Source organism: Erythrobacter sp. MTPC3, from assembly GCF_042854385.1.
GTDB lineage: Bacteria > Pseudomonadota > Alphaproteobacteria > Sphingomonadales > Sphingomonadaceae > Erythrobacter.
Genome location: NZ_BTGP01000005.1, coordinates 151,198 through 176,078 on the forward strand (window position 1 = coordinate 151,198; position 24,881 = coordinate 176,078).

12 protein-coding genes are annotated in these 24,881 nt (G+C 59.1%); 6 read left to right on the forward strand and 6 right to left on the reverse strand.

Annotated features, from left to right (window positions below; all coding sequences use genetic code 11):
- Positions 1–155: 155 nt before the first annotated feature.
- The 5 genes from ACGHU1_RS08860 (at position 156) to ACGHU1_RS08880 (ending at position 8,157) form a co-directional block, all read left to right on the forward strand.
- Positions 156–1,037: a DUF1295 domain-containing protein gene (locus ACGHU1_RS08860; protein WP_390585903.1), complete on the forward strand. Its 882-nt coding sequence runs from the start codon at positions 156–158 to the stop codon at positions 1,035–1,037.
- 180 nt (positions 1,038–1,217) lie between these two features.
- Positions 1,218–2,879, forward strand: a complete 1,662-nt coding sequence (locus ACGHU1_RS08865) for an alkaline phosphatase D family protein (protein WP_390585906.1) — start codon at positions 1,218–1,220, stop codon at positions 2,877–2,879.
- Between the two features lie 123 nt (positions 2,880–3,002).
- A complete protein-coding gene (locus ACGHU1_RS08870; protein ID WP_390585907.1) occupies positions 3,003–5,813 on the forward strand; it encodes a TonB-dependent receptor in 2,811 nt (936 codons plus the stop codon).
- 2 nt (positions 5,814–5,815) lie between these two features.
- Positions 5,816–6,847 carry a phytase gene (locus tag ACGHU1_RS08875; protein ID WP_390585911.1) on the forward strand — a complete coding sequence of 344 codons (1,032 nt, stop codon included), beginning with the start codon at positions 5,816–5,818 and terminating at the stop codon, positions 6,845–6,847.
- Positions 6,844–8,157, forward strand: coding sequence for an alkaline phosphatase PhoX (locus tag ACGHU1_RS08880; RefSeq protein WP_390585913.1), 1,314 nt, complete (start codon positions 6,844–6,846; stop codon positions 8,155–8,157). The genes ACGHU1_RS08875 and ACGHU1_RS08880 overlap by 4 nt, the downstream gene beginning before the upstream one ends.
- Before the next feature lie 100 nt (positions 8,158–8,257).
- Here the strand turns inward: ACGHU1_RS08880 and ACGHU1_RS08885 are convergent, their stop codons facing one another.
- Positions 8,258–10,615: a TonB-dependent receptor gene (locus ACGHU1_RS08885; RefSeq protein WP_390585915.1), complete on the reverse strand. Its 2,358-nt coding sequence runs from the start codon at positions 10,613–10,615 to the stop codon at positions 8,258–8,260.
- A 163-nt stretch (positions 10,616–10,778) separates the two neighbouring features.
- The gene (locus ACGHU1_RS08890) at positions 10,779–12,731 is read right to left on the reverse strand and encodes a hypothetical protein (protein WP_390585916.1); all 1,953 of its coding nucleotides are present in this window, start codon (positions 12,729–12,731) and stop codon (positions 10,779–10,781) included.
- 176 nt (positions 12,732–12,907) lie between these two features.
- Between ACGHU1_RS08890 and ACGHU1_RS08895 the strand changes: the two genes are divergently transcribed.
- Positions 12,908–15,160, forward strand: coding sequence for a trypsin-like serine protease (locus ACGHU1_RS08895; protein ID WP_390585918.1), 2,253 nt, complete (start codon positions 12,908–12,910; stop codon positions 15,158–15,160).
- A 51-nt stretch (positions 15,161–15,211) separates the two neighbouring features.
- Here ACGHU1_RS08895 and ACGHU1_RS08900 read toward each other — a convergent pair whose 3' ends face one another.
- From ACGHU1_RS08900 to ACGHU1_RS08915, 4 genes are all read right to left on the reverse strand, one after another.
- Positions 15,212–15,469 (reverse strand): hypothetical protein, encoded by a 258-nt coding sequence (locus ACGHU1_RS08900; RefSeq protein ID WP_390585920.1) that lies wholly within the window; start codon positions 15,467–15,469, stop codon positions 15,212–15,214.
- A 42-nt stretch (positions 15,470–15,511) separates the two neighbouring features.
- Complete coding sequence (locus ACGHU1_RS08905; RefSeq protein ID WP_390585923.1) at positions 15,512–17,437, reverse strand: TIR domain-containing protein; 1,926 nt, start codon at positions 17,435–17,437, stop codon at positions 15,512–15,514.
- A 145-nt stretch (positions 17,438–17,582) separates the two neighbouring features.
- Positions 17,583–23,357 carry a beta strand repeat-containing protein gene (locus ACGHU1_RS08910; RefSeq protein ID WP_390585925.1) on the reverse strand — a complete coding sequence of 1,925 codons (5,775 nt, stop codon included), beginning with the start codon at positions 23,355–23,357 and terminating at the stop codon, positions 17,583–17,585.
- Positions 23,358–23,505: 148 nt separating this feature from the next.
- On the reverse strand, positions 23,506–24,603 hold the full coding sequence (locus tag ACGHU1_RS08915) for a TIGR03032 family protein (RefSeq protein ID WP_390585928.1): 1,098 nt from the start codon (positions 24,601–24,603) through the stop codon (positions 23,506–23,508).
- Between the last annotated feature and the right edge of the window lie 278 nt (positions 24,604–24,881).

Genomic DNA, 24,881 nt, shown 5'->3' on the forward strand with positions numbered 1-24,881 from the left:
TACGGATTGTCAATCATTTGCGTCCCTTGCAATGAAGGGGATGCGCTGTGCAAAACCGGGTTCGCGCATTAAGCCAAACTGCGTTATCAACCCGCGGCGCTTTGAAAAGAACCAGCGCCAACGAAGTTCTACGGATCGCGTTCAGGGGTATAAGAATGACGTTTCGGCACGCGCCGCGCAGTTTGCTGATCGTGGCAATCGCTTCGGCAATCGGATTGGGATTTGCCTATCTGGCTGGCGCCAACAGCGTCGGGATCGGCGGCTTCTCAGCGGTCTTTGTCTGCGCGCTGGCCGCATTCGCAGTGAATTGGATTGCATTCATCCCGGCGGCTATCACTCAAAGCGATCGGTATTACGATACGATGGGTGCCGTCACCTATCTGACAGTAATCGCTGCAGCTTGCTACGCCGCATGGCCGCTTGACCTCAGGGGCGCAGTGGTTGCGGTGATGGTCGCGATCTGGACAATCCGGCTTGGCACATTCCTGTTTCGCCGCATCCATTCTGCTGGCGGGACGGATCAGCGGTTTGAAAAGATAAAGATCAATCCACCGCGGTTTTTGGTCGCGTGGACCTTGCAGGCCATCTGGGTGATCTTCACCGCGTCGGCGGCCCTGATCGTGATCACCAGCGAACAGACGGCAGACATTGGCGTGTTCTTCTGGGTAGGCAGCGCAATCTGGGCCATCGGGTTTGCGTTCGAAGTGATCGCAGACAATCAAAAACGCATTTTCAAGGCCGATCCGGCGAACAAAGGCAAATTCATCAGGTCGGGCCTGTGGGCATGGTCGCAGCACCCCAATTACTTTGGCGAGATTACGCTGTGGACCGGTATCCTTGTAATCGCGCTGCCGGTTCTTGCCGGATGGTCATATCTCGCAATTATCTCCCCGCTGTTCGTGACGCTGCTGCTGACGAAAGTTAGCGGGATCAACTTGCTAGATTGCATTGCGAAAGAGCGGTGGGGTGATGATCCTGAATACAAGAATTATACGCGAAAAACGCCCGTGCTGTTTCCGAGGCCGCCTGCACGATGACCTTTGCCATTTCAGACCGGAAAAGATGGCAAAGCCGTCAAAATTTCATCTGTCCGTAATGAAATGGCCGCTGTCCTGTCATCGGCACCAGATATCCAAACGACACGAATGTAATGCTGCAATTAAATCGGGCGCCGCAATTTGGGCCTGACCGCGCGGCGTTATTGCAAAGGAATAGCCATGCACCTTAATCGCCGCACCGCCCTTACTCTGCTTGGATCGGGCACGGCCCTGAATGTGCCAGCGGTCGCGCTGGGGCAAAGCAAAACGCCGGGCCAAGTGACCTTCGCTCATGGTATCGCAAGCGGCGATCCGGCTGCCGATGGCGCGATCATCTGGACGCGCGTCACTGTGGAGGATGGCTTTACCGGCGATGTCGAGCTGAAATGGCACGTCGCCCCCTATCCCGGGACGGAGGCGGTTTCGTCCGGCTCAGTCATGGCGCGCGCCTCTGCCGATCACACCGCGAAAGTCGATGTTGGCGGGCTGGAAGCTGGCGGAGAATATCATTACTGGTTCGAGGGGCCGGGCGGCGCCCGCACAGAGCTGGGTCGGTTTCGCACGCTGCCCACCGGCAAGACCGATGATGCCGTGTTAGCTGTCGCTTCGTGCCAGCTGTACCCCGGCGGATTCTATAATGCCTTTGCCGACATGGCGAAGCTGGAGCGGCTGGATGCGGTCATTCATCTTGGCGATTACATTTATGAGTACGGCGATACCGGCTATGGCACCGATATCGGCCGCCAGATCGGGCGTCTGCCTGTCCCAACGCACGAAATTGTCTCACTGGCAGATTACCGCCAACGCCACGCTCAGGTAAAAGCGGATCCGCATATGCAAGCCGCCCATGCCCGCGCGCCTTTTATCTGCGTATGGGACGATCACGAGACGACGAACAATTCATGGATAGGCGGGGCACAAAACCACCAGAACGATACAGAGGGCGACTGGTCGGCACGCAAAGCCGTCGCCATGCAGGCCTATTTTGAATGGATGCCGATCCGCGATCCCGATCCCCTGCGGGCCCACGAAGCGATTTTTCGGAGCTTCGAATTTGGTGATCTAGCGACCCTTGCGATGGTCGAAACGCGGCTGTTGGCGCGCGATCAGGAAGTGCTCCCCCGCAGTGACCTGACACCTGAAGCATCCAGCGCCGCCGTGCTTGCCGAACGCGACCAGCCGCATCGCGAATTGCTGGGCCGCGAACAGAGTGACTGGCTTGAGGCTGTAATGTCAGCCTCGGTCGCAGCGGGAAAGCCGTGGCAGCTGCTGGGCAACCAGGTGATCATGGCGAAGGTGCCCGGCCCCGATCTTGAGGCGATACTGGGCGCAGACGCCTTTGCCGCGATGCGCGCCGCCATGCCGGAGCTGTATCGTAACCGGCTTGATGAGGCATTGGTGCGGTACCGTGCCGGCGTCCCATTCAGCCTCGATTCTTGGGATGGCTATCCCCATGCGCGGGAGCGTTTGTACAGTCTTTTTGCGCGCGCAGGATCACGCCCAATTGTTCTGTCGGGCGACAGCCACGCAGCGTGGAGCAACAATCTTCATGATGATGGCGGCAGGCTCGCGGCGGTTGAGGCCGGGTGCACCGCGATCAGCAGCCCGTCATTTGGCTCAATCATGCCGGGTATCGGAGTCATGCTTCAAAAAACCGCAGACGAAGTCGCCTTCTGCGATCAGGATAGCAAAGGATATTCGATCGTCACCCTCACCCCCGGCGAAGCGCGCGTCGACCACGTAACCGTTTCGACAGTGGTGTCCGATCAATTCGACCGCGGCGTCAGCGGAAGTTTTGCTGTGTCTGCCGGATTTGATGGCGGACCCTGGCGCAGCGCCTGAAGCGCTGGATGCTACAAAACCGTAACGTAATTCGGATAATTGACGCGTGACATTCTTTGAACTGAAGCGAAACTGACAAGCTCCGGCCCTATCGCACCTTCCGTGTTCAGGAGGGAACGAGCAATGAATTTCAAGACGATTATGTTTTCCGGCGCGGCAGCGGCTGCGCTGATGACCCCCGCCGCCGTATGGGCCGGCGACATCCGCGGCACCGTTACGGACGCAGACGATACAATTGCGGTGCGCGCAGCGGAAGTCGAGATCATCGAGCTGGACCGCACGGTCACCACCCAGCGCGACGGCAGTTTCTTTTTCAGCGATGTGCCTGCCGGAACATACACCGTCGAAGTGCGATATATCGGCGCGCAGCCTCAGACCCAGACTGTCACCGTGACTGAAACCGGCGCTGCGACTGTAACTTTCGCCTTGATGCGGGAGGGCAGCGGCAACATTCTGGTCATTGGCCAGATCGCGAACCAGGCCTCATCACTGTCCAGAAAGCGCGCCAATGACGGGATCAGCGACGTTCTGACCCGCGATGCCATCGGGCAGTTTCCCGATCAGAACGTGGCAGAATCGCTCCGCCGCCTGCCCGGCATCAACGTGCTCAATGACCAAGGCGAAGGCCGCTTTGTTTCGGTGCGCGGGCTTGATCCCACGCTGAATGCAACCTCCGTCAACGGAGTGCGACTGCCTTCCCCGGAAAGCGATATCCGCGCCGTTGCTCTCGATGTGATCTCTTCGGATATTATCGAATCCATCGAAGTCAAAAAATCTCTTACGCCCGACATGGATGCCGACACCATCGGCGCCTCGATCGAGATTGAAACGACGAGCGCGTTCGACCGGCGCACCGACCTGTTCGTCGTTTCGGCAGGCGGCAGTTACAACGATCTTTCCGAACAACTGACCCCCGATCTCAGCGCCGATTTCGCCGCGCGCCTGACAGAGAATTTCGGCATTTCAGGCGGCGTTTCCTATTACAAGCGCGAGTTTGAAACCGACAATGTCGAGGCAGATGATTGGCAGGATGATGGCCTGCTCTACCCCGAAGAAGTCCAGTACCGCGATTATGATGTCGAGCGTGAACGGATCAGCGCGACGCTTGGCCTCGATTTTCGTGCGGGCGACAGCACCGAACTGTATGTCAAAGGCATCTGGAGCCAGTTTGACGATCAGGAATTCCGCCGCCGCCTTACCTTCGATCTGGGCGATGCGGGCGTCAGCGGCACCTCGCTTTCGCCGGTTTACAACGACGATGAAGCGATCACGATTGAACGCGATGTAAAAGACCGTTTTGAACGTCAGCGCATCCGTTCGATTGTATTTGGCGGAGAAAGTGACTGGGGCGATTGGTTCGCGGATTATTCCGCCAGCTACGCCAAATCGACAGAGTTCGAAAACGGCAGCGTCGACCCGACAGTTTTCGAGCGCGAATTTGAAGCCGAGGGGCTGGAAATCGGTTTTGATTATTCCAACCCGCGCATCCCTGCATATTCGGTTCTGTCCGACCCGACCGGCGATTTCTTCAATGCATCCGCGTATGAGTTGAACGATATCGAGCTGACCGCGCTATCCGATAGCGAGGACGAGGAATATACAGGCCAGTTCGACATTGGCCGCCGTTTCGTAAGCGACGCGGGGACTTTCACCGTGCAGGCCGGCTTCAAAGGGCGCTGGCGCGAAAAGAGCTTTAACGGTGAGATCCAGTTCTATGAGAATGACGACCTGCTTTTGTCAGACGTTCTTGGAACCGGCCCAACCTATCGGATCGCTGATCTCAACCCCCTGCCCGGCCTGACCGAGGCGAGCGAGTTCTTCGGCGCGAATTTTGGCGATTTCGAACTGCAGGAGCTGGACAGTCAGTTCGATTCCACGGTCGAGGATTTCGTGGTCGAGGAAGACATCCTCGCAGGATATCTGCTGGGCCGGTGGGAGACGAGCGACCTTACCGTCATTGCCGGCGTACGTTACGAGGACACGTCCAACACACTGTCGGGCAACGACGTTCTACTGGTCGAAGAAGACGGCGTGCTGCCCGGCGGCGCGATTGCGGCGGAAGACACGATCTTGGTCTCTCCGACCACCATCGACCGCGATTATGACCACTGGCTGCCCAGCTTCAACGTCCGGTTCGAAGCGCAAGACAATTTGATCCTGCGCCTGGCCGGATATCGCAGCATCGTGCGCCCCGGCCCGTTCCAGCAGGCCCCGCGCATCACCATTGAAGAGGCTGACGATGGCGAGCGCGAAGGCACCTTCGGCAACCCCGCTCTGCTTCCGACCGAGGCATGGAACCTCGACGCGGCAGCCGAATATTACATGAGCAATAACGGCGCGATCTTCGCATCGGTGTTCTACAAAAGCATTGAGGATTTTATCGTCGAGCAGAATTTCGATAATGGCGGCACCTTTAGCGGCGTGAGTTATGACGAAGCGACCATTTTCGCCAATGGCGATGAAGGCGAGATTTTCGGCGTGGAACTCGGTTTCTCGCAGGCTTTCGTGGGCGCGCTCGACGGATTTGTTTTTCAGGCGAACTACACTTTCACCGATGCCAGCGGAACAATCACAACCGTCGAAAGTGACGGGCCGCGTGACATCGACTTGCCCGCCACGTCAAAACACACCGGCAACATCTCGGTCGGATATGACAAGGGGCCGTTCGATATCCGCCTGTCGGGCACATATCGCGATGGCTATCTGGACGAACTTTCGGACGAGGCCGATCTGGACCGGTATGTCGACGATCACTTCCAGCTGGACCTCAGCGCGAAATTCCGCGCGACCGACAACCTTCAGCTGTATTACGAGTGGGTCAACATCAACGATGCGGATTACTTCGCATTCAACCGTTTGGGCGGCGGAGAGAACCTGCTGCAATACGAAGAATACAGCTGGACGATGAAGTTTGGCGCACGGTACACTTTCTGATCATGCGCGAATTTCATCTCTTTGCTCTCGTGTGTCTTGGGATCGCCGCCGGCTGCGCTAGTGTGCAGATAACAGGCGATCCCGCAGTCACTGTCGCCGCATCCGGCCAGACCGATCCGGTCGGGACAGCCAACGAAGACGCAGCCGACGATGCGGCGATCTGGCGCAATTCCGTCCAGCCCGGTGCCAGCCTGATTGTCGCGACGGACAAGAAGGCGGGGCTGTATGTCTACGGCCTCGACGGGAAGGTTCGCAGCTTTCTGGCGGGCGGACTGCTCAACAATGTCGACCTGATCGAGCTTTCAGACGGGACGGTTCTGGTCGGTGCCAGCGACCGGGGCGATCCGGCCAAGGCCAAGATCCTGCTCGCCTCGCTCGACACGGTCAGCGGCACCCTCACCGAATTGACGCGCGTCGATGCAGGGCCGGGCGAAGCGTATGGCTTTTGCATCGCAGAGCAGGCGGACGATAGCTCCGTCACTGTATTCAGCCCGATCAAGGATGGCCGCATCGCGCTCAACACGCTGCGCAGCGGCAATGACGGCTGGACGAGCGAAACGCGCACCTTTGCGCAGGTGCCAAGCCAGCCGGAAGGTTGCGTCTACGACCCGCGCACGGGGCAGCTCTATGTCGGGGAGGAAACCGCCGGTATCTGGCAATTCGACACGGAAACGGGCGCTGGCGAAATTGTCGCGATGATCGACAACGGGATGCTCGTTGCGGACGTGGAAGGTCTGGCGCTGGCTCCGGTTGGGACGGACGGCGGGTATCTGGTCGCATCCAGTCAGGGTGACAATGCATACGGTGTCTACCGCCTGCCGGACATGTTGCCGGTCGGGCGATTTCGCATCGGTGGCTCTGCAATCGGATCGACCGAGGAAACCGACGGGATCGCGCTTTCGCTAGGCGGGTTCGGTGCGGATTATCCGGCCGGCCTATTTGTTGCGCAAGACGGCGACAATCGGCCCGATGCACAGAATTTCAAACTGGTTTCGTGGCAGTCGATTTTAACAGCATTGGAAGCCGCCGAATGATCCCGGCAGACCGCCGCCAGTTTCTGGCTGCCACAGGCAGCGCATTCGCCGCGCTGCTCGCCAGCGGATGCACTCGCATAATCGCCAATCCGACCGGATCACTTACCGCCAGCCCATACGGCCCGCTGCAAACGGACCCAGCCGGATTGCTCGATCTGCCAGGCGGGTTTTCCTACCGCGTCCTATCCCGGTTGGGCGACGCCATGAACGATGGGGGCCGCGTTCCCGACAGGGCCGACGGCATGGGCTGTTTCGATCTGGGCAACGGCGAAATCGCGCTGGTGCGCAATCACGAGCTTCGTGCCAGCCATGATGCTGGCGGCGACTTGCCCCGCGGCTTCGATACGTCAGAGGATGGCGCAATTCTGCCAGGCGGGACGACGACAATCGTGCTGAACGCCGCAACCCTGGAGGTGCGCCGCGAATTTCGCTCGCTCGCAGGGATGATCCGCAATTGCGCGGGCGGGACGACGCCGTGGGGCAGTTGGCTCACCTGCGAAGAGGACGTGACCCGCGCAGGCGACGGCGTGAGGCGCGATCACGGCTGGGTTTTCGAAGTTCCCGCCAATGCCAGCGGCCTCATCGATCCCGCCCCGATCAAGCCGATGGGCCGTTTCAATCACGAGGCGGCCTGCGTCGATCCGGTCAGCGGCATCGTCTATTTGACCGAAGACCGCGAGGACAGTCTGCTCTACCGCTATGTGCCGGTCAGCCCAAGCAATCTGGCGGCTGGGGGGCGCTTGCAGGCGCTGGCGGCGAACCGGCTTTCGGACAGCCGCAATTGGCGCGGGGATCAGATACGGCCCGGCGGCGGAACAGAAGCGCGCTGGATCGATCTCGACAACGTCGAAAGCCCGGCCGATGATTTGCGGCTACGAGGAGCAGCACGGGGCGGCACGCTGTTTGCCCGCGGCGAAGGCATCCACATGGGCGACGGCGAGCTTTATTTCTGCTGCACATCCGGCGGTGCGGCGCGGTTGGGACAGATATTTCGCCTGACGCTCCCACAAAGCGGACCGGAAAGGCTCGAGCTTTTCTTCGAAAGCAACGACGCGTCGCAGTTCCACTACGGCGACAATCTCACCGTTTCGCCGAACGGGCACCTTATCGTGTGCGAGGACCAGAGCGGCGATGTCGCGACCAACCACTTGCGCGGCATCACACCAGCCGGGGAAGCCTATCCGCTGGGCTGGTTGCGGCAGGAAACCGAGCTTGCCGGCGCGTGCTGGTCGCCCGATGGGGGGGTCCTGTTCGTGAACGCCTACAGCCCCACAGCAACTCTGGCTATCAGTGGTCCCTGGGTCGCATAATCGCGCATCGCGCATAAAGACCTGATCCCGCATCCCGCATAAAGAAATGCCGCCGAAGCAGTCAGCTCCGGCGGCATAGGTGTGATCCAATTTTACGTTATCAGTCGCCGAAGCGCGCGGTGATTTGAACGCCGTAAAACTGCGGTTCCGCCGGGATGAAGGTCGGTATTCCGAACGCCCCACCGGTATTGCCTGCATCCAGCAAATACTCCTCGTCAAAGGCATTGCGGATGAAGCCCGCGATCTCATACCGTTCATCGGCAAAACTGATACCGGCGCGGGCATTCACCAATGTCACCGGACCTTGCGAGATCAGGTCGCTGTTTGGCACTTCGAAGAAAATACGACTGCGATGCGTTACGCTGGGTGTCGCGAAAAACCACACTCCGTCCGAAATCGGCGCGTCGATGGTGAACCCGCCAGCCGCCTGCCATTCAGGCTGAAGGCGGAAACGCGCGCCGGAAAATTCAGGAGCGAACGCATTGTCCTCATCAATTCCACCGTCGATATACCCGACATTGCCAAACACCTGTAGCCAGTCCGCCACATCGAGAACGATCTCCGCTTCGACACCGAGATTGCTGGCCGAGCCTGCGCTTTCGGTCCGCGTGGAACCGGTTGGATTGCCCGCATCGTCCAGTTCCTGAACTGTGACCTGAAACCCGTCATAGACCTGGTAATACACTCCAAGCGAGCCTGAGACCGGACCGCTGGCGAGTTTGATGCCGCCCTCGTAATTCCACACTGTCTCTGCCGGGACGACATCGAGATCGGAAACTACGTTGCCCACATCATCCAGACCGGCGCTCAATTGCACCACCGGCGAACGCCGCCCTTTTGAAACGGTGGCGAACACGTTCACATCGTCACTGATCCGGTAGAGCGCGTTGAAACGCGGAAGCACCGCCTGGAAATTGTCATCGGCGGTGAACGTCTGCCCGTTGGTGTCGATCTGACCTGGAATGAGCGGCGCACCGCTTAGCGCGCCATTCGGAATGTCTGCAAAAAAACCTGATTGCCGGTATTCATCGATCAGCCGCACGCCAACAGTAAGCTCGAGCGCATCGCTCGCCAGCCATGTCACATCGCCAAACACCGAATACGCTTCGTTCCGTCCCTGATTTTCAAACACCGAGGCGTAAAGGATCGAGGTCGCCGCGCCGCCGGTCGCAAGCCCGGTGACTACGCTTGCCGGGACACTACCGTCGGCTGCAACACAAGGGATGCCCGGTATCAGCGCAGCGCCGAACAGGGTCGTGAGGCACTGCAGATAGGTGCCTTCCTCTGTTGCGAAAGGGACGTTTTGCAGCCCTTCTTCGATGAACATGTTCCAGCCCATGCTGGCGCGCAGGTTTGCGCCGTTGTAGCTGAAGCGCCCTTCGTGACTGACCTGCCAGCCGGTGGCGATTTCGGTGAATTCGAGGAAGGGTGCGGCGGTGCCATCGGCATCGAACACTTCGGCGCTGTCAAACTCGCGGTATCCATTCACCGTTGTGAAGGTCCAGTCGTCTGAGAACTGGTATTCTGCGGTGAGATTGACGTCATAGACCTCGCGGTTGAGGCCCAGTTGGTCATCACCCAAGGCGTCCGCGCCTTCGGGAAATCCGCCCAGATTGGCGGGCTGGAACGCATTCTCCGCGCCGCCCGGCGCACCGGTGAAGGCAGGGAACGTGCCCGAGACAAACGGTGTCCCGCCGTTGCGCTGCTGATCGTAGGTTCCGATCAAATCGACTGTGACGTCAGGCGTCGGCGTGTATCGAAGCGAGGCGCGCACACCGACTTGGTCCTGCGCGTAAAGCTCCTCTTCCTGATTGGCGTTGAGGTTTTCGACATAGCCATCGCGCGTGCGCCATTCGAATGCGACCCGCGCGGCAAGCACGTCCGAGCCTGCATTGACATATCCGCCCAGCAGCGTCTGGTCGAAATTGCCATAACCGCCGGTCACTTCTGCGGAGAAACCTTCGCGCGGGCGTGCGGATACCAGGCTGATTGCGCCGACTGCAGATGCAGTGCCAAACAGTGTAGCCTGCGGCCCCTTGATAACCTCGACCCGCTCAAGGTCGTAGATCGCCTGATACGACCCGCGCGAACGCGAGATATCGACCCCGTTGTAATACAGCGTGACACGCGGCCCTTGCTGTGATGATCCGCTGTCCGAGGTGACGCCGCGGATCACGATGCCGGGGTTGTTGGCGCTCTGCTCCTGAATGTTCAGGCCGGGAATGTAGTTCGACAACTCGTCGAGATCGGACACGCCCAAATCCTTGATCCGCTCACCCGTCACCGCAGAGATCGTGATCGGCACGTCCTGTGCCCGCTGTTCGATTTTTTGCGCGGTGACGATGATTGTGTTGCGTGGATCCGCATCGTCTTGGGCCGCCTCATCCTGAGCCAGCAAGGGGGCTGGAATGACGGCAACAGTGGTAAGGAGTGCGCTTTTGAAAACAGTAAGTCTCATGGTGTGCCCCGAAAGGTTGGAGAGGAGAGAGCTTCCCTCTAGGGCGAGACTGTGACTCAGCGGCTTCGGCGGTGTTGCAATTCAAAGAATGATCGACGGGATTTGTAACGCAGCCTTCGCATCTCGCGGCGCGCATGGGCCGTTCGCGCCCGCTCCCGAAAATTCAGGCAGGCAGTGCCAGATGTTTTGAACCAAACACCGATTGCCACATCTCAATCTCGCCGATGACAATTTCGTCCACTTTGCGCACGGCTTCGCTGGCAGCCTGGTAAGACAGCATGTCGGGATCACCGGTCAAAAGGAGTTCGATCCGCTTTTCTATCCCGGCAAGCCGCGCGGCGGTGACGGATGAAATTGCGGAGAAGCGTTCGAAGTCCCCGAAATACCTGATCCCTGCAAGGTTCGCACCGAGCGTCGGGAAAGCAACGCCCAGAAACGTGAAAATTTTAGCCAAGGCAAACGGCAATCCATCAGGCACGATACCAAACATCTCACCCGCTTCGAGCAGGAGGTAAATCGATACAGAGACGACCGCAGCGAGAAAACAGGCTTCTGCCGATTTGTCGAGCCGGTGATGAGCACGCTCCAGCTGCCGTGCCTTTGCTTCATGATAGCGCCGCTGGTTTTGGACATGGCGAAGGACCACGTCTTTCAGGATCGTTCTGAGATAGGTCTGGCTCATCGCGCTGGTCGGCAAACCGATGTCGCGCAGAACGTCTCTGGAAAACCGCTCTGGCCATTCGTGCGTGTCGCCTTTGGGCCAGCGCCCGACCGGCCTCGCAATGCCCATCAGCACCAGCGCGGGGGCAAATCGCAGATATTCCGCGACCCGCCGCGTTTCAAACCACCGTTTGTGCCAAGCAAGTTTCAGGCCAGCAAACGTCATCGCCAGAATGCCAAGCAGCAAGATCAGCTCGACCGATGCGAAAATCCATTTGTGCGCCGCAAGGCCAAGCGGGAGGTAAGCGATGCCCGCGATGATCGCCAAGGCGGAGAGCACGAAGTTCACCGACATGCTGCTGCGATAGGCATCGGAAAGACGGCTTGAGACGCCATCTGCCCAAGCGAAAACCGGCAGCAATTCCTCCCGCAATTTCCCGTTCAGACGGTCCCCGGGATTGAGCGTTTTTTCAGCCGTCAAAAGCAGTCCGGCGCCGCTTCCCGCACCGATTTTCTCCGGCTGTTCATACTGCGCCTGAAGCGTGCCAGAACGCGCCGTCCTGCCGCCGAACAGAAATTCGATCTTGCGGTAGATGCCAAAGCCGAACCCGCTTGTCGCGCGCCATTTTTCCCGCTCGATGCATTTGATCTGGTCATCAATCGGAGCAAGTGCGCCGGTGATTAAACTCCGCAGCAAGGCGTTGCTTGCCTCCCTGCCCTCAGATGCAGCGCGGTGTCCCAGCTCCTCCGGCAAAGTGAGGATTGACCAATCATCTGGCGCAGCCGGGTCGATGACCAACACCGGCGTTCCCGAATTCAGCGCAGCCAGGATCGTGTGGCCTGTTCCCCCTTTAAGCTGCGTGGTCCGGCCATCCCAGACAGCAATCATAAGGTCCGATCGTTCGATCATGACCCGGCCTGCAAGCGCGACATTTTCAGACCGCAGCAGGTCAAGCCGCCGCAACTGGTCGTGGTCGGCCTCTCCGGTTAGCGAGGCTGCATAAAGCGACGCGACCGGTTCATCGCGGTCGGCAATCTCAAAAACATGCGCTGCCTGCTCAAGACTGGCAATCGCATCAACGCGCAGCCTTAAATCCGCGTCATTTGGCGCTTCCCCATTCAGGATTTTATTAAGGTCCGATGCGTCTGCAACCTCGGCATTCAGCGCGCTGTTCAACCGTGAACCAAACGGGAGCGGCGCTATCAGGCTCCATCCGCGTTCATTTGCCAACCAGGCTGCAACCTGGTCCACTCCGCCCGCCAGCAGGCTGTGCAAACGTATCTCGGATAATCCTGCGCCCGCCTCTGCACGGATGGCGCCAATGGTATCGAAGAGCGCGGCCAGCGCCGCCTCGACGCCGCTTTTTCCGCGCGCATAGGCTTCATTGTTGCCGCGATGCCCGGTGATGCCGATCGCGAGATGCGGCTTCCATTTGACGAAGGACGTTGTGCCCATATGCGCTTTGTCTTTCGCCCCCGTGGCCCAGCGCACCCTTCACATCCGGTGCGCGGATACCCTTAATCATGCAGCACACATGCGCACAAGGGACACGTCGCTCTTACTGCGGCGCGCTTGACAGGGCGGCTCGCGGTGATGCAGCCTCACACTGGGTCGATTTGGGGGAATGGCGCATGAGTATTCTTCGAGCCGCGACACGCATTTTTTGCGGGCTAGGCCTGCTGGTCGCTCCACTGGCTGCGGCGGCGCAGCCTGCCGATGACGAGGCCCGCGATTACCGCACATACCGGACCACCGGCACAGAAAAAGCGCCTACCAACAAATCGGCAGAGCAAGAGGCGCGCGAAGAAGCCGCATGGCACTCCAACACATTGCTTTGCGAACGCGGCAACCTCGCTGCCTGTTACAAAACCGCCCGCGCGTACGAACTGGGCGAAGGCACAGCGCAAAGCCGCCCGATTGCCGCAATCCTGTATACCGAGGGATGCGCCCAAGACTACGCCGAAAGCTGCCGGCGGCTGGGCGGGCTGGCCGATGTCGAGGTCGATGACGCGGGCAAGGAAGAAGCGGCAGAGCTTTTTTCCAAGGCCTGCTCGCTGGGGTCGCTGCGCGCATGCACCTCCTACGCTTATGCGCTTTCAAGCGGGCGCGGGATGGAGCGCGATGAGGCCAGCGCCGCCGCGCTCCTGCGCGAAACCTGCTCTGCAGGAGAGGTCGAAGCGTGCCGGATGCAGGCTGCCGAATTGCTCAAGCCTGAGCGTGGTTTCTATGACCATAGCGAGGGCATATCGCTGCTGAATTTCGGCTGCGACAACGGCTATCCTGCCGCCTGTTCCGATCTTTTGAGACTGAAATTTGATCCGGCTGTCTATTCTGTCTTGAGACCGCGGATCGAAACATTGTCGCTCGCCTGCGCGGCGCAATCGGGCCTCGACTGTCTGACACTCGCCGACCATGCATTTGTTGGAAATGAAATGCCAATGGACCGCGATTATGCGTACCGGATGTATGAGCTGTCCTGCGCGCTGCTCGAACAAAATTGCTTCAAATCCGAAGCCATGCTGGCCGAGCCTGAACTGCTGCAGAAATGCCATGACGGCGATGAGGTTGCATGCGGTGATCTGGGCGAGATTTATATGCGGCAGGACCTGATCCTCCAGAACCAAGAGAAAGGCCGCGCCTACCTTTCGCAAGCATGCGACGCAGCGCAGGGAAAGGCGTGCTACCTTCTTGCACAGGCCATGATCGACGAGACATACACGCCAAGCGCTGATAGCGGGCCAGACGCTTTCCAATACCTCGATCTCAGCTGCAATTTGGGTCACTTTCCCGCCTGCAACAGGCTCGCGCGGGAGCTCGATTACGGGTACCGTATTGCTCAGGATAAAGTTGCTGCCGCCGCTCTTTACGAAGCAACCTGCGACCAAGGTGATGCCTACGCATGTGATGAACTTCAAAAGCGTTTCTGGAGCGATCCGGCGGCTCCGCTAGCCTTGGCAGGCGCGAATTACATCCCCCCTATCGGCGAAGACGACACCGGCGGGCTGTTGGCGCTTTTACCAGAAGAAGAGCGCAAACAATGGACCGGCAATTGCACCGCAACATCTGTCAGCTTTCGCGGTAAAGTTTATTCAGACCGGATATGCCCGCCAACAGGATATGTCCTCGGAGGCTATTCGCTAAGACCGGGTCAGGCACCCTGGCAGGCGCTGTTGTGGCGGCCCGGCAATCTTTCAGGCCAAAACCTGTCCAGCGCGCAGCGCGTGCTTTGCGGAGGATCGGTTATCAAGGCTGGCTGGATTTTAACCGCGGCCCATTGCCTCACCGATCAGGGATCGTCCGTGATGGGCGCAGGCCACCGCATCCGTTTGGGCGTCCACAATCCGCGCGCGAATGAAGGGGTCAGCTTCCCTATCGAGGCGATCTTTCCCCACCCCAGCTATACCCGCTCCGATTTCGCCTATGACATCGCGCTCGTGAAATATGATGCTGCTGCCGGAGATCAGGGCGAAGCGGTCAATTCAATCTCGCGGATCGATTATGACAAAGCGCCCGTGAACAGCCGCTCAATTGAGGAGGGCGCAACCGTATACACCTATGGCTGGGGCTGGACGGAGGCGGCAAACAGTACCTCCACGACCGAACTGCGCGGCGCCGCATTGAAACTTGCCAGCATTGAGGAATGCACGGCGATCACCGGTTACCGCTTCGCCGCCCTATGCGCTCAGGGTGACGATGGGGAGCAGGCGTGCAGCGGTGACAGCGGAGGCCCGCTGATCACGTATAACGATGATGACAGAGTGCCCCGCGTCATCGGGATTGTCAGCGCGGGCCGCAAATGCGGGACTGTAGGCGAGAAAAGCCGTTACACCCGCGTTGGTACGGTGCGCAGCTGGATTGCACGGACAATGGCCGCCAACCCATAATAGCAGGCTGGCCCGACCGCGCGCGATCAGGCCAGCACTGCAAACAATCGGTTATTCGGCTTCGATTTCGCTTTCGGGCGAATTCGGTCCGATTGGATTGCCGTTATCAGCATCGGGCACATTGGGTCCAATTGGATTGCCAGTGCCTTCCAGCGGGTCGTCCTCATCCGTTCCGACAATCTCGTCTGGTTCGTCTGTCATGGGATCTTCGGTCGCAGGTTCTTCCGCTGCCGGTTCTTCAGCAGGAGTGCACGCGGCGAGCGTCAAAACGGCGCTAGCGGCGAACAGTGCGGTAATGGTTTTCTTCATGGAATTTCCCCCATCGGTGATTGCATGACCCACAACGGGCTATCACGATGAAAGCTGCAAAAGCAAACGATCAAATTCCGGCTCTGCGCGGAGCGGGTTGAGCAGCGGGTCGTTCGGCGCGAGCAGGACGCCGGGGTCCGGCTTTTCAAATGCCCTCGTCAGCAGTTTCAGCGCCTCGTCCGTATTGCCCCATTGCGCCTGTATCTGCACCTGCTGGTAGAGAACCGCATCGCCGAATTCGGCAAGCAACTGGTCAAAGATTTCCTGCGCGCGCCCCGTGTCGCCAAGTTTGAACAGGGTGATTGCAAGACCGGTCTGGGAAAAGCTTGGGATGGTCTCTTTTTCAAAGGCTTCCCTCGCCCCTTCGATATCGCCCAGCATGAATTTCGCGTTGGCAATGGCGTAATACGCGCTGGCCAGATCCGGGTTCAATTCCAGCGCGCGGTCCATGTATTCGATTGTCGCTGCATAATCGCCTGATAGCAGCGCGACGTACGATGCGCCCCTGAATGCACGCGCGTTTAGCGGATCAAGCTCCAGCACCCGCTTGATCATCTGCATCGCAAGGGCTGTCTGATCGCCATAGGCATAGAACATCGCAACCGATCGCTGCGTATCGGCGTCGCCGGGTGCGATCTCCTCCGCACGCTTGTAATACGGATATGCAGCAGCCGGATCGAGCTTGCCATTGTTGTAAGCAAAGCCGAGCGCCAGATGACCGCTGGCCAGTTCCGGTTCCAGTTCGATGGATTTTTGCGCCGAAGCGATGGACTGATCGAACAGCTCGTTCACTTCATCGGCGTCGCCTGTAGCATTCGCGATCGAGGCGAGCATGGTGGAGCGCAGTGAGTGCGCGGCCGCGTAACCCGGATCGAGTTCGATGGCGGTGTCGAAATGTGCAAGCGCGGCGCGGTCACTATCCACCCCGGCCGAAAGATTTCGCAGCGCGATGCCGCGCAGATACGCCTCGTATGCCAGCACATTTTCCGTGCCGCCTATGACCTGCGAGTCGCCAACCGCCTCGACCAGTTCGAATGCGACCGTTTCCGCGATTTCGGACTGCAGGGCGAGGACATCGGCAAATTCGCGGTCATATTTGGAGCTCCAGATCACCAGCCCATCGCCGACCCGGACCAGCTCTGTCACGATGCGCACGACATCATCCACCAGCTGGACGCTGCCGCGCAGGATGTTGCGCACGCCGAGCGCGCGTCCGATTTCAAAATCGTCCTCATCTTCCAACGCCAGAGAGGAAGTGGGGGCTGACACGCGCAATTTCGGGTTCCGCGCAAGCACCTGGCGAAGCTCGCTCGACAATCCGTCTGAAAACCACGACTGCGCCGCGTCAGCAGACAGGTTGACGAAGCGCAGGACCGCCATCGAATTCGTCTCTTGTGCAGGAGCGGAAAATAGCCCCATCTGCCACGCGCCGAGCGCGGCCGCACCGCCCGCAAGGCCCAGTCCGCCAATCGCCAAAGCGCGCCGGGAAATCCCCGCGCCGGCTGTTGGCGGTGACGGGGTTGTCGATGGCTTGGCCGAGGCTTCGCCCCCTGTCTGACGCTGGACAGCGGCGATGATGCTTTGCGCTTCGTCCGCCTGCGGATCGCCGTCCCACGCACTGATATCGATCAGCTGGATCTGCCGAAACCCAAGCGGCGCCATCGAACCGTCTAGCGATAGCGGGACAAGACAGCCGCGCTCTCTCCCGCTTTGCGCTTCGTCGCGGACCCAGTTCGATCCAACCGACCGCTCCGACCATAGGACGACAACACACTCCGCCCCTTCAAGGGCGGCTTCGGTAGTGGACAGATAGGTAACGCCGCCTTCCAGCAGGCCATCCCACCAGACCTCTATTCCGGCTTGTTCCAGTAGAGAAATGATGCGCCGGGCGTGGTCGATATCCGCCCGTGTATAGCTAAGGAAGATTTTGGGGCGCCGGGGGCCCTCTACATCCTTCGCATCGGTCATAATCTCAGGTCCACCCCCAAATCACATAAGGCCACGCTAATCCTTCACGGGTGCGCTGACCAGTGCCTGTGTAAAGGGCACGCAGACCCGGTGCGGCACCGCGCTGCGCGAATGCCGCGGCCCGGGCCGCATTTGCGTCACGCTATCAGAAGCGGAAGCGCAGGTTTACGCTCGCACCGAACCCGTCGACATCGTCGCCGGTGATGACGTGACCTAGGAAAGAGGCGCTGACCGCATCGGTTTCATCACCGATTGTCACCCCTGCATCCAGCTCCACATAGTCATCGAAATCGCCGTTATTGAAATCGAAGCTGCGGGTTCCGCTGATGAAGCTGACGCCGTCTTCCCCTTCGAATTCATGGACATAGCGCGCACCCAGATGGATTGTGCCGGAGCGCGATCCCATGTCGAAGCCCGTGCCGACCCGCGCGCCGACCTTGCCCAGAGCGGATTCGCCCTCATCAAAGACAAAGTCACCTTGCGGTGCGCTAAAATCGCTTACGTCGGAAGATACATATGACAGCGAGGCATTCGGTTCGAGAAACAGACCATCGCGCGCGCCAATCAGAACGCCAATTTCGGCGCGCCCGCCGATTGTCGAACCGTCGATTTCGGTCGCGATCTGGCCCGACGGGCTCAACAAATCGCCGCTTACATCGTCATATTTGACAAGAGCGTTGGCATAGAAAGCCCCTGCATCAATCGCGAAATACGCACCGATGTTCACGACCTCGTAATCGATCCGGTCGCTGGTGCCGCTGAAGTTTTGCTGGCTGGTCATGAAACCGCCGGTCAGACCATATCGGAAAACATCGTTGCCGAAATCGATACCCGCCTGAAAACCGAAGGCGTCCTGGCTGTAATCCACGGCGAAGTCGCTGGACACGAAGTTGACAACGGTTGTGACCGCGCGGTCGCGGTCCATCGTGCTGCCGAACCCGGTGAACCACGCCTCTGTCCGCTGATCGCCCCCGCCGCCGATCGAGCCATCCTGCTCACGGCTGCCGGTGCGGCGCGTTTCCATGTAATCGGACCAGCCATCAGCCGATGGGCTCCACAAATTGCGGATACCTTCGGGGATATTGCTGATCTGGAATACCGCCTGCGATGGCGCGGTTGTCAGCAAATAATCGTTGTTCGCCGCATCAAATACGAGATCGAAGAGCAGCAGGCCGATTGCCTGTTGTCCGCCGTCAAGCGAGAAAGCACCGTCAATGCTGCCGCTGCCCGCATCGACGATCAAGATGTCATCGATCAGCCTGTTTACCGAGGTGCCAAGCGGGTTGAAGCCAAGGATGGTGGAGCCCGATGCGGCACCTGCGATGACGAGCGTATCTGCGGTCGAGGTTTCGAGCGACACGTCAAGCAGCAGAGCGGAATCGCCGGTCCCTGTGAAATCGCCGCCAATGGTGAGATTGTTGCCAACTGCTCCATCGGCCAGATTGATCGTCCCGGCGTTCGCAAAGCTTTCCAAGCCGAGAAGCGAGACCGGCCCAAGAGAGCTGACAGTCAGCACAGAATTGTTGGTCAGAATATCCGAGCCAAGACCGAAAACGCTGTCCCCTTCGACCAGGAATGCGGCGTTATTCGTAAACTCGTCGTCACCTTCGCTGAGGGAGACGAACCCTGCCATTTCGCCGTTGTTGGTAATGCTGACACCGCTGCCTGCTGCGCGGATCAGCTCACCCGTTACAGACGTGATAGTGCCGTTATTTTCAATCGTGCTGGATACAGTCCCGTCATTGTCAATCAGGATGCCAACCGTCTGACCGGAAACAACACCAGAATTGATAATAGAGAGGCCACTCGCGTCAAACCCGTTCGTAACCGAGATGCCCGCACCAGACTGACCGGTCACATCGCCAGCAGTGATGGTCGTGCTGCCAGTTCCGGTATTCTCTGCGACAATGCCGCCCGCGCTGCCTGAAATGGCGCCCGCTGCCGTGTCTATAGACAGATCAGTGCCCGCATTCGTCGCGACAACAGCGTCGCCATCTGCTGCCGTAACATCGGCGGTTATGATCGACGTCGATCCTGTGCCGAGATTTTGCGACACAATTGCGTTGTCCGAACTTTCAATAGCGCCAGCACTTGTGTCGATCGTGATCGAGTCACCAGATGCGCTGTTCGTCACCATGATTGCATCGCCATCCACACCCGTAACATCGGCGGTGGTTACGGTGACAGAACCGCTGCCAAAGCTGCTTGCCAAAATCCCGTAAGTGTTGCCCGAGACGCTGCCGGCTGCGGTATCAATGTCGATATCTGTGCCGGATGGTGCATAGCTACTGCCAAGCAGCGCGAGGATGCCACCGTAATCGGTTCCGGTAACGTCTGCGGAGACAATCATCAGTCCGCCAGAACCGTAATTGCGCACGTCCAGACCGATATCCGCACCGGTCACCGCACCGCCGCTGGTATCAACCGATACATCTGTCCCGGCAGAATTGCCCACGGCGAACAGTGCCGTGTTGCCTTCCCCCGTCACATCGCCTGTGGTGACAGAGAGGGCTCCGGTTCCGTAATTGAACGTGCGCAAACCATATGCGCTGCCCGCGAGCGATCCGGCAGTGCTGTCGATGATCAGGTCAGTGCCATTATTGAAGGCTGTAAGCGCGCTCGAACTTGTCCCGGTCACATTGGCAACCGTGATATCCAGCGCGCCGCTGCCGGCATTGGTGGCATAGATACCGCCGGTGCCAGAAACGGACCCGGAAGCGCTATCGATGGTCAGATCAGTGCCGTAAAGATTGAACGCGGAAATTCCGCTGGCACCGCTGCTCGACACGTTGCCTGCATCGATTGCAAGAGTGCCAGTGCCGTAATTGGTCGCCTGAATGGCAACGCCGCTGCTCGTGACCGAGCCATCAGAGGAATCAATAGCGAGGTCGGTGCCGTAATTGACCGCGACGATACCGCCATCGTCCGCACTATCGACATCGCTGGTCGTAATCGTCAACGCGCCCGTTCCGTCGTTCTGCGCGAGGATGCCAAGACCGTTGCTCGTAACGCTGCCGGCAGAGCTGTTGATCGTAAGATCAGTGCCATCCGCAAGGGCGGATATCGCGGCGCTTGTCCCGGTGCTTTCAACATCTGCGGTCGTGATCGACGCAGAACCCGCGCCGTAATGGCTCACCGCGACGGCACTGTTGCTCGCGATCAGCGATCCTGCGCTCGTATCGATGGAAAGGTTTGCAGAGGCTGTATCTGTTAACGCGTATACGGCATTGGAGGTGTTGCTGGTCACATCGCCGGTAACGATCACCAAGTCCCCCGTGCCCGACTGCAGGGCAGCAATGCCTTCATCTTCGCTGACGATTGCACCTGCTGCCGTGTCGATTGACAGATCGGCGCCGGAATTCGACGCATAGACGCCCGCGCCAGTGGTTGCGAAGATATCCGCTGAAACAACGGTCATATTTCCGCTGCCTGTGTGGGTTGCCAAAATGCCGGTTTGTGCGGCAGTGATGACGCCTGCGGATGTGTCGATCAGCTGATCGGTTCCGGATGACGCGACCTCAACTGCAGCTGTGCCGGTCAAACTGGTGACATCACCGGTAAGGACTGTGGTCGATCCGCTGCCTGCGTTCAATGCGAGCACACCCGAGGTTTCGGCAATCACTGCGCCGTCTGTCGTATCGACAGATATGTCAGTTCCTGCGGCGGAATTGTTGGCAAAGACGCCGGCCGCGCTGGTCGAACCGACATCACCAGAAACAACTGTTATGCTGCCTGTGCCGGAATTGTTGGCCGCAATGCCCGTGTCGACGCTCGTCACGGTTCCAGCAGAGGTATCGACAACCACGTCTGTTCCCGCATTCAGCACCAGAATGCCGAAGCTGGAACCCGCCGTTACATCAGCTGTCGTTATGGACAAAATGCCTGTTCCGTCATTCTGTGCATAGATGCCCGCGGTCGAACCTGTGACCGTACCCGCATCGGTAACGATGGTCAGGTCCGATCCGGTCGCCGCGTTCAACGCCCGAATTGCACGCCCCGCGCTGGCCGATGTGTCGGCAGCAGTGATTGCAAGCGAACCGGTGCCATTGTTGCTTGCATCGATGCCATAGAAACGGCCCTGGACCGTGCCTGCGCTGCTATCGATTGAAATGCCGGATCCACTGCTTGTCGCGGAAATGCCGTCGCCATTGGTGCCGGTTATATCAGCGGTAACGATCGAGAGCAGGCCGGAGCCTGAATTCCGGGCATCGATGCCGTCATTCGCGCCTGTGACCGTGCCGCTGCTGGTGATTGAAAGGCTACTGGCGGCAGCGGAATTGACCGCATAAATGCCATCCGCAGTGTTCCCGCTGACCGCGCCGGTGGTCGTAATCGCCATGGCCCCGGTGCCATCACTGCGAACATTGATACCAAACCGCTCGCCGCTGCTGTCCACCGCTGTGACCGAAAGGTCGGTAGAACCGGTGTAATTGCGCGCGACAATACCGTCAGATCCGGCCCCCGTCGCTGCGCCGGTTGAAGTTATGCTAAGCGCGCCGCTGCCTCTGTTGCGGGCATTGATACCAACCCTGCCACCGTAGCTGTCAGCCGCCGTGATCGTGAGGTTTGCAGACCCTGCCGCATTGTATGCAAAAATGCCGTCATCGTCGTTGCCGTTTGCCGTGCCGCTCGATGTGATCGTCAGCGATCCAGAGCCGAATTGCAGTGCGCGGATGCCGGACTCGTCACCGGAATTGTTGTTTGCCGTTACCGTCAGATCGGTGCCGTAATTGCGAACATAGGTGCCGTTGGCAGCGGCGCCGCTCACGTCGCCGGTCGATGTTACGGTAAGCGTTCCGGTCCCGAAATTGATGGCATTGATGCCGCCACGTCCGCCATTGGCATTCACCGCGTCAATTGACAGATCCGTCCCGTTAAAATTGCGGGCAAATATCGCGTCGTCCGAACCGGCGGTGACAGTCCCGCTGGACGAAATACTGAGCGAACCTGCGCCATAATCACGTGCGTTGATACCGTTACGGCCGCCCGACACATCGGCGACATCGATATCGGTGCCGCCGTCGCCATAATTGGTTATCGTAATACCGTCATTGGACCTGCCGTTGATCGCGCCGCTCGCTGTCACCTGAAGCGAGCCGCTGCCGTAATTGCGGGCGTTGATGCCGTTGCGGTCGCCTGACGTGCTGGCCGTATCTATGACGAGGTTGGTTCCGAAATTGCGGGCTACGATGCCGTCATTGCCCACCCCGTTTACAGCGCCAGTCGCCGTAATGCTAAGCGCGCCGGTGCCGTAATTGCGCCCCTGAATACCGTTCGTACCGCCGCTGACATCTGTGGCAGTGATCGATAAGGACGTGCCGCCATAATTCCGCGCAAGAAGGCCGTTTGAATTGAGGCCGGTGATCGGACCTGCGGTGTCGATGACCACAGTGCCGCCGCCGCTGATCACGCGCAAGCCGTTATCAAACCCTAGCAGAGTGCTGGTGCCACTGATCTGGCTGACCGTGATATCGGTCCCCGTGACGGACATCGCATCGCCCGCGCCCGCTGACGTGTCGACTTCAAACCCGTCTTCAATGTCGACAGTGCCGTTCACGTTTTGAGTGACGGTTGCTGCAGCGCCGTTGTCCTCGCATACGAATTCGCCCGGCGGTCCTTCGACGCAATCATCCTGCGCGGCGGCGGGAGCAGTCCCCAACAGGATAGCTGCGGGCGCAGCACCAACCATCAGCGCCTGCCGGGCAAGTGCGCCGGTCGAAAGGGCCGCCCAGATTGAAGGCTGGGTGATTTCGGCGAATTCGCCAAGCTGCGGGGAATAGCTACCGGTTTGACCTTTAAGCTTGGTCACGCGCCCGCCGCGAAGCATAGCCATGACGCTCCAGCGAAAATCATTCTTCGCGAGACCTTCATCACTCTTCGCGGCAACGAAATTCTTTTGAGCGCCCGAATTGCCAATCACTTGCATTCCCCTGTTTCCCCACTTTGAGTGGGTTTCTTCTAATCATTATTTCGATGCAGCCCCGGATTGTGCAATCGGATTTCAGCTAACAGTGCACGTTTGAAGCAGAAATTGGCAAACAGGTCGCTGGCAAAAAAGTGGTATTACCCTATTTGCTATCGAATGTGATCAGCGTGGCAGCGTCGGCGGAATTGGGTGAAACAGTCATCGGGCATGAAAACCCGTCAACCAGCTCGACATCATAGAGCTCGCCGATATCGCCATCGATGCGGAACCAGTCGACGCAGGTGCCGGTGGCCAGATCGATGACCTGCACGCCGCACCACGGTTCGCTGTCCGCATCTTTCAATCTGCTATCGAGAGCGAGCCCTTCGAACCGTTTGTAGCGCGGGCGCGAAAGGCCAACGAACGCGTAATTTCCGCGAAAACTCAGGCCGCGAAGAAAACCGGGGCAAAAGGCGACAGGTTTAAACACACCTTTGCCGTCCACGGCATTTTCCATGTCGACATAGCCAAGATCGCCCGTCCCCGCATTTAGGACCCATAGTTTGCCGTCATGCCAGCGGGGCGAATGCGGCATGGAAAGACCATCGCAAATGATCGCCCCGCTTTCGACGTCGATCACGACACCGCCATCTGCGCGCCGGTCGCGCCAGCCATCGATCGTGTTCGATTTCGAAACCGCGGTTACAAAGGCAGCCTTCCCGCCGCGCATCGCCAATCCATTGAGATGGCAGCGATCCTCATCAACCAATTCGGTGATGAAAGACGGCCTCCAGATTTCTTCAAAGGAATGACGCGGCGAAACTGTCGCCAGGCAGTTGAAGCGGGTGTTGACGAATACGATCCTGCCGTCTGTCTCGACACCGATATCGTGCGCGTCGAGATGCCCCGTAACGTGCTGTGTGCGCGGCATGAAGCACGCATCGTAGACCTGGTTGATGCGCTGGTCTGCGTTCAGCACATTTTCAAACCGGATGATCTGAGCTTCGGAAGACAGGACCAGTTTGCCCGAACCATCAGCGGTTAGCCCCATCGGTTTCGGCATGCTGGACTGGTGCAATTGCGCACCGCCCTGCTGTCCGTTTCCGAGCATGTAGAGAAAGCCGGACTGATACGATGTAAAGGCGAGCGATGTGTTCAGACTGGAAAGCCGCGCCAGTAGGCCGCCCGATAATGAATACTCAACCTTCAGCTGCGTCGCACCAGCCTGACTGGCCGCTACCGATTGACCGCTACCCGACATTTCATTTGCCCCCAAACCGGGCAAGAATCGCCCAATCGGGTATTACCGTAGCCCAGTAAGCTCCGGCGTAAACAGCACAAAATGAATATTCGGCTGCGGCAGGATCACTGCGATCAAGGTTGCTGGAGGCGCACCACGCACTCGTTTCCTAGAACGTGGCCCCGACGCCGATGCACACGCATCGGCCCACCGGGTTCACCGCGTAGGCGCGTACTGCTTCGGGCACGGGCATCCTCATTCGCGGCGGGGTATCAGCGACCGGTTGAGCGACGATCCGT

Bases quoted from the DNA above. Each gene is read 5' to 3' on its own strand.
- ACGHU1_RS08865 (WP_390585906.1), top strand. From the start codon at position 1,218: ATGCACCTTAATCGCCGCACCGCCCTTACTCTGCTTGGATCGGGCACG.
- ACGHU1_RS08900 (WP_390585920.1), bottom strand. From the start codon at position 15,469: ATGAAGAAAACCATTACCGCACTGTTCGCCGCTAGCGCCGTTTTGACG.
- ACGHU1_RS08885 (WP_390585915.1), bottom strand. From the start codon at position 10,615: ATGAGACTTACTGTTTTCAAAAGCGCACTCCTTACCACTGTTGCCGTC.
- ACGHU1_RS08860 (WP_390585903.1), top strand. From the start codon at position 156: ATGACGTTTCGGCACGCGCCGCGCAGTTTGCTGATCGTGGCAATCGCT.
- ACGHU1_RS08895 (WP_390585918.1), top strand. From the start codon at position 12,908: ATGAGTATTCTTCGAGCCGCGACACGCATTTTTTGCGGGCTAGGCCTG.
- ACGHU1_RS08875 (WP_390585911.1), top strand. From the start codon at position 5,816: ATGCGCGAATTTCATCTCTTTGCTCTCGTGTGTCTTGGGATCGCCGCC.
- ACGHU1_RS08905 (WP_390585923.1), bottom strand. From the start codon at position 17,437: ATGACCGATGCGAAGGATGTAGAGGGCCCCCGGCGCCCCAAAATCTTC.
- ACGHU1_RS08870 (WP_390585907.1), top strand. From the start codon at position 3,003: ATGAATTTCAAGACGATTATGTTTTCCGGCGCGGCAGCGGCTGCGCTG.
- ACGHU1_RS08915 (WP_390585928.1), bottom strand. From the start codon at position 24,603: ATGTCGGGTAGCGGTCAATCGGTAGCGGCCAGTCAGGCTGGTGCGACG.
- ACGHU1_RS08890 (WP_390585916.1), bottom strand. From the start codon at position 12,731: ATGGGCACAACGTCCTTCGTCAAATGGAAGCCGCATCTCGCGATCGGC.
- ACGHU1_RS08880 (WP_390585913.1), top strand. From the start codon at position 6,844: ATGATCCCGGCAGACCGCCGCCAGTTTCTGGCTGCCACAGGCAGCGCA.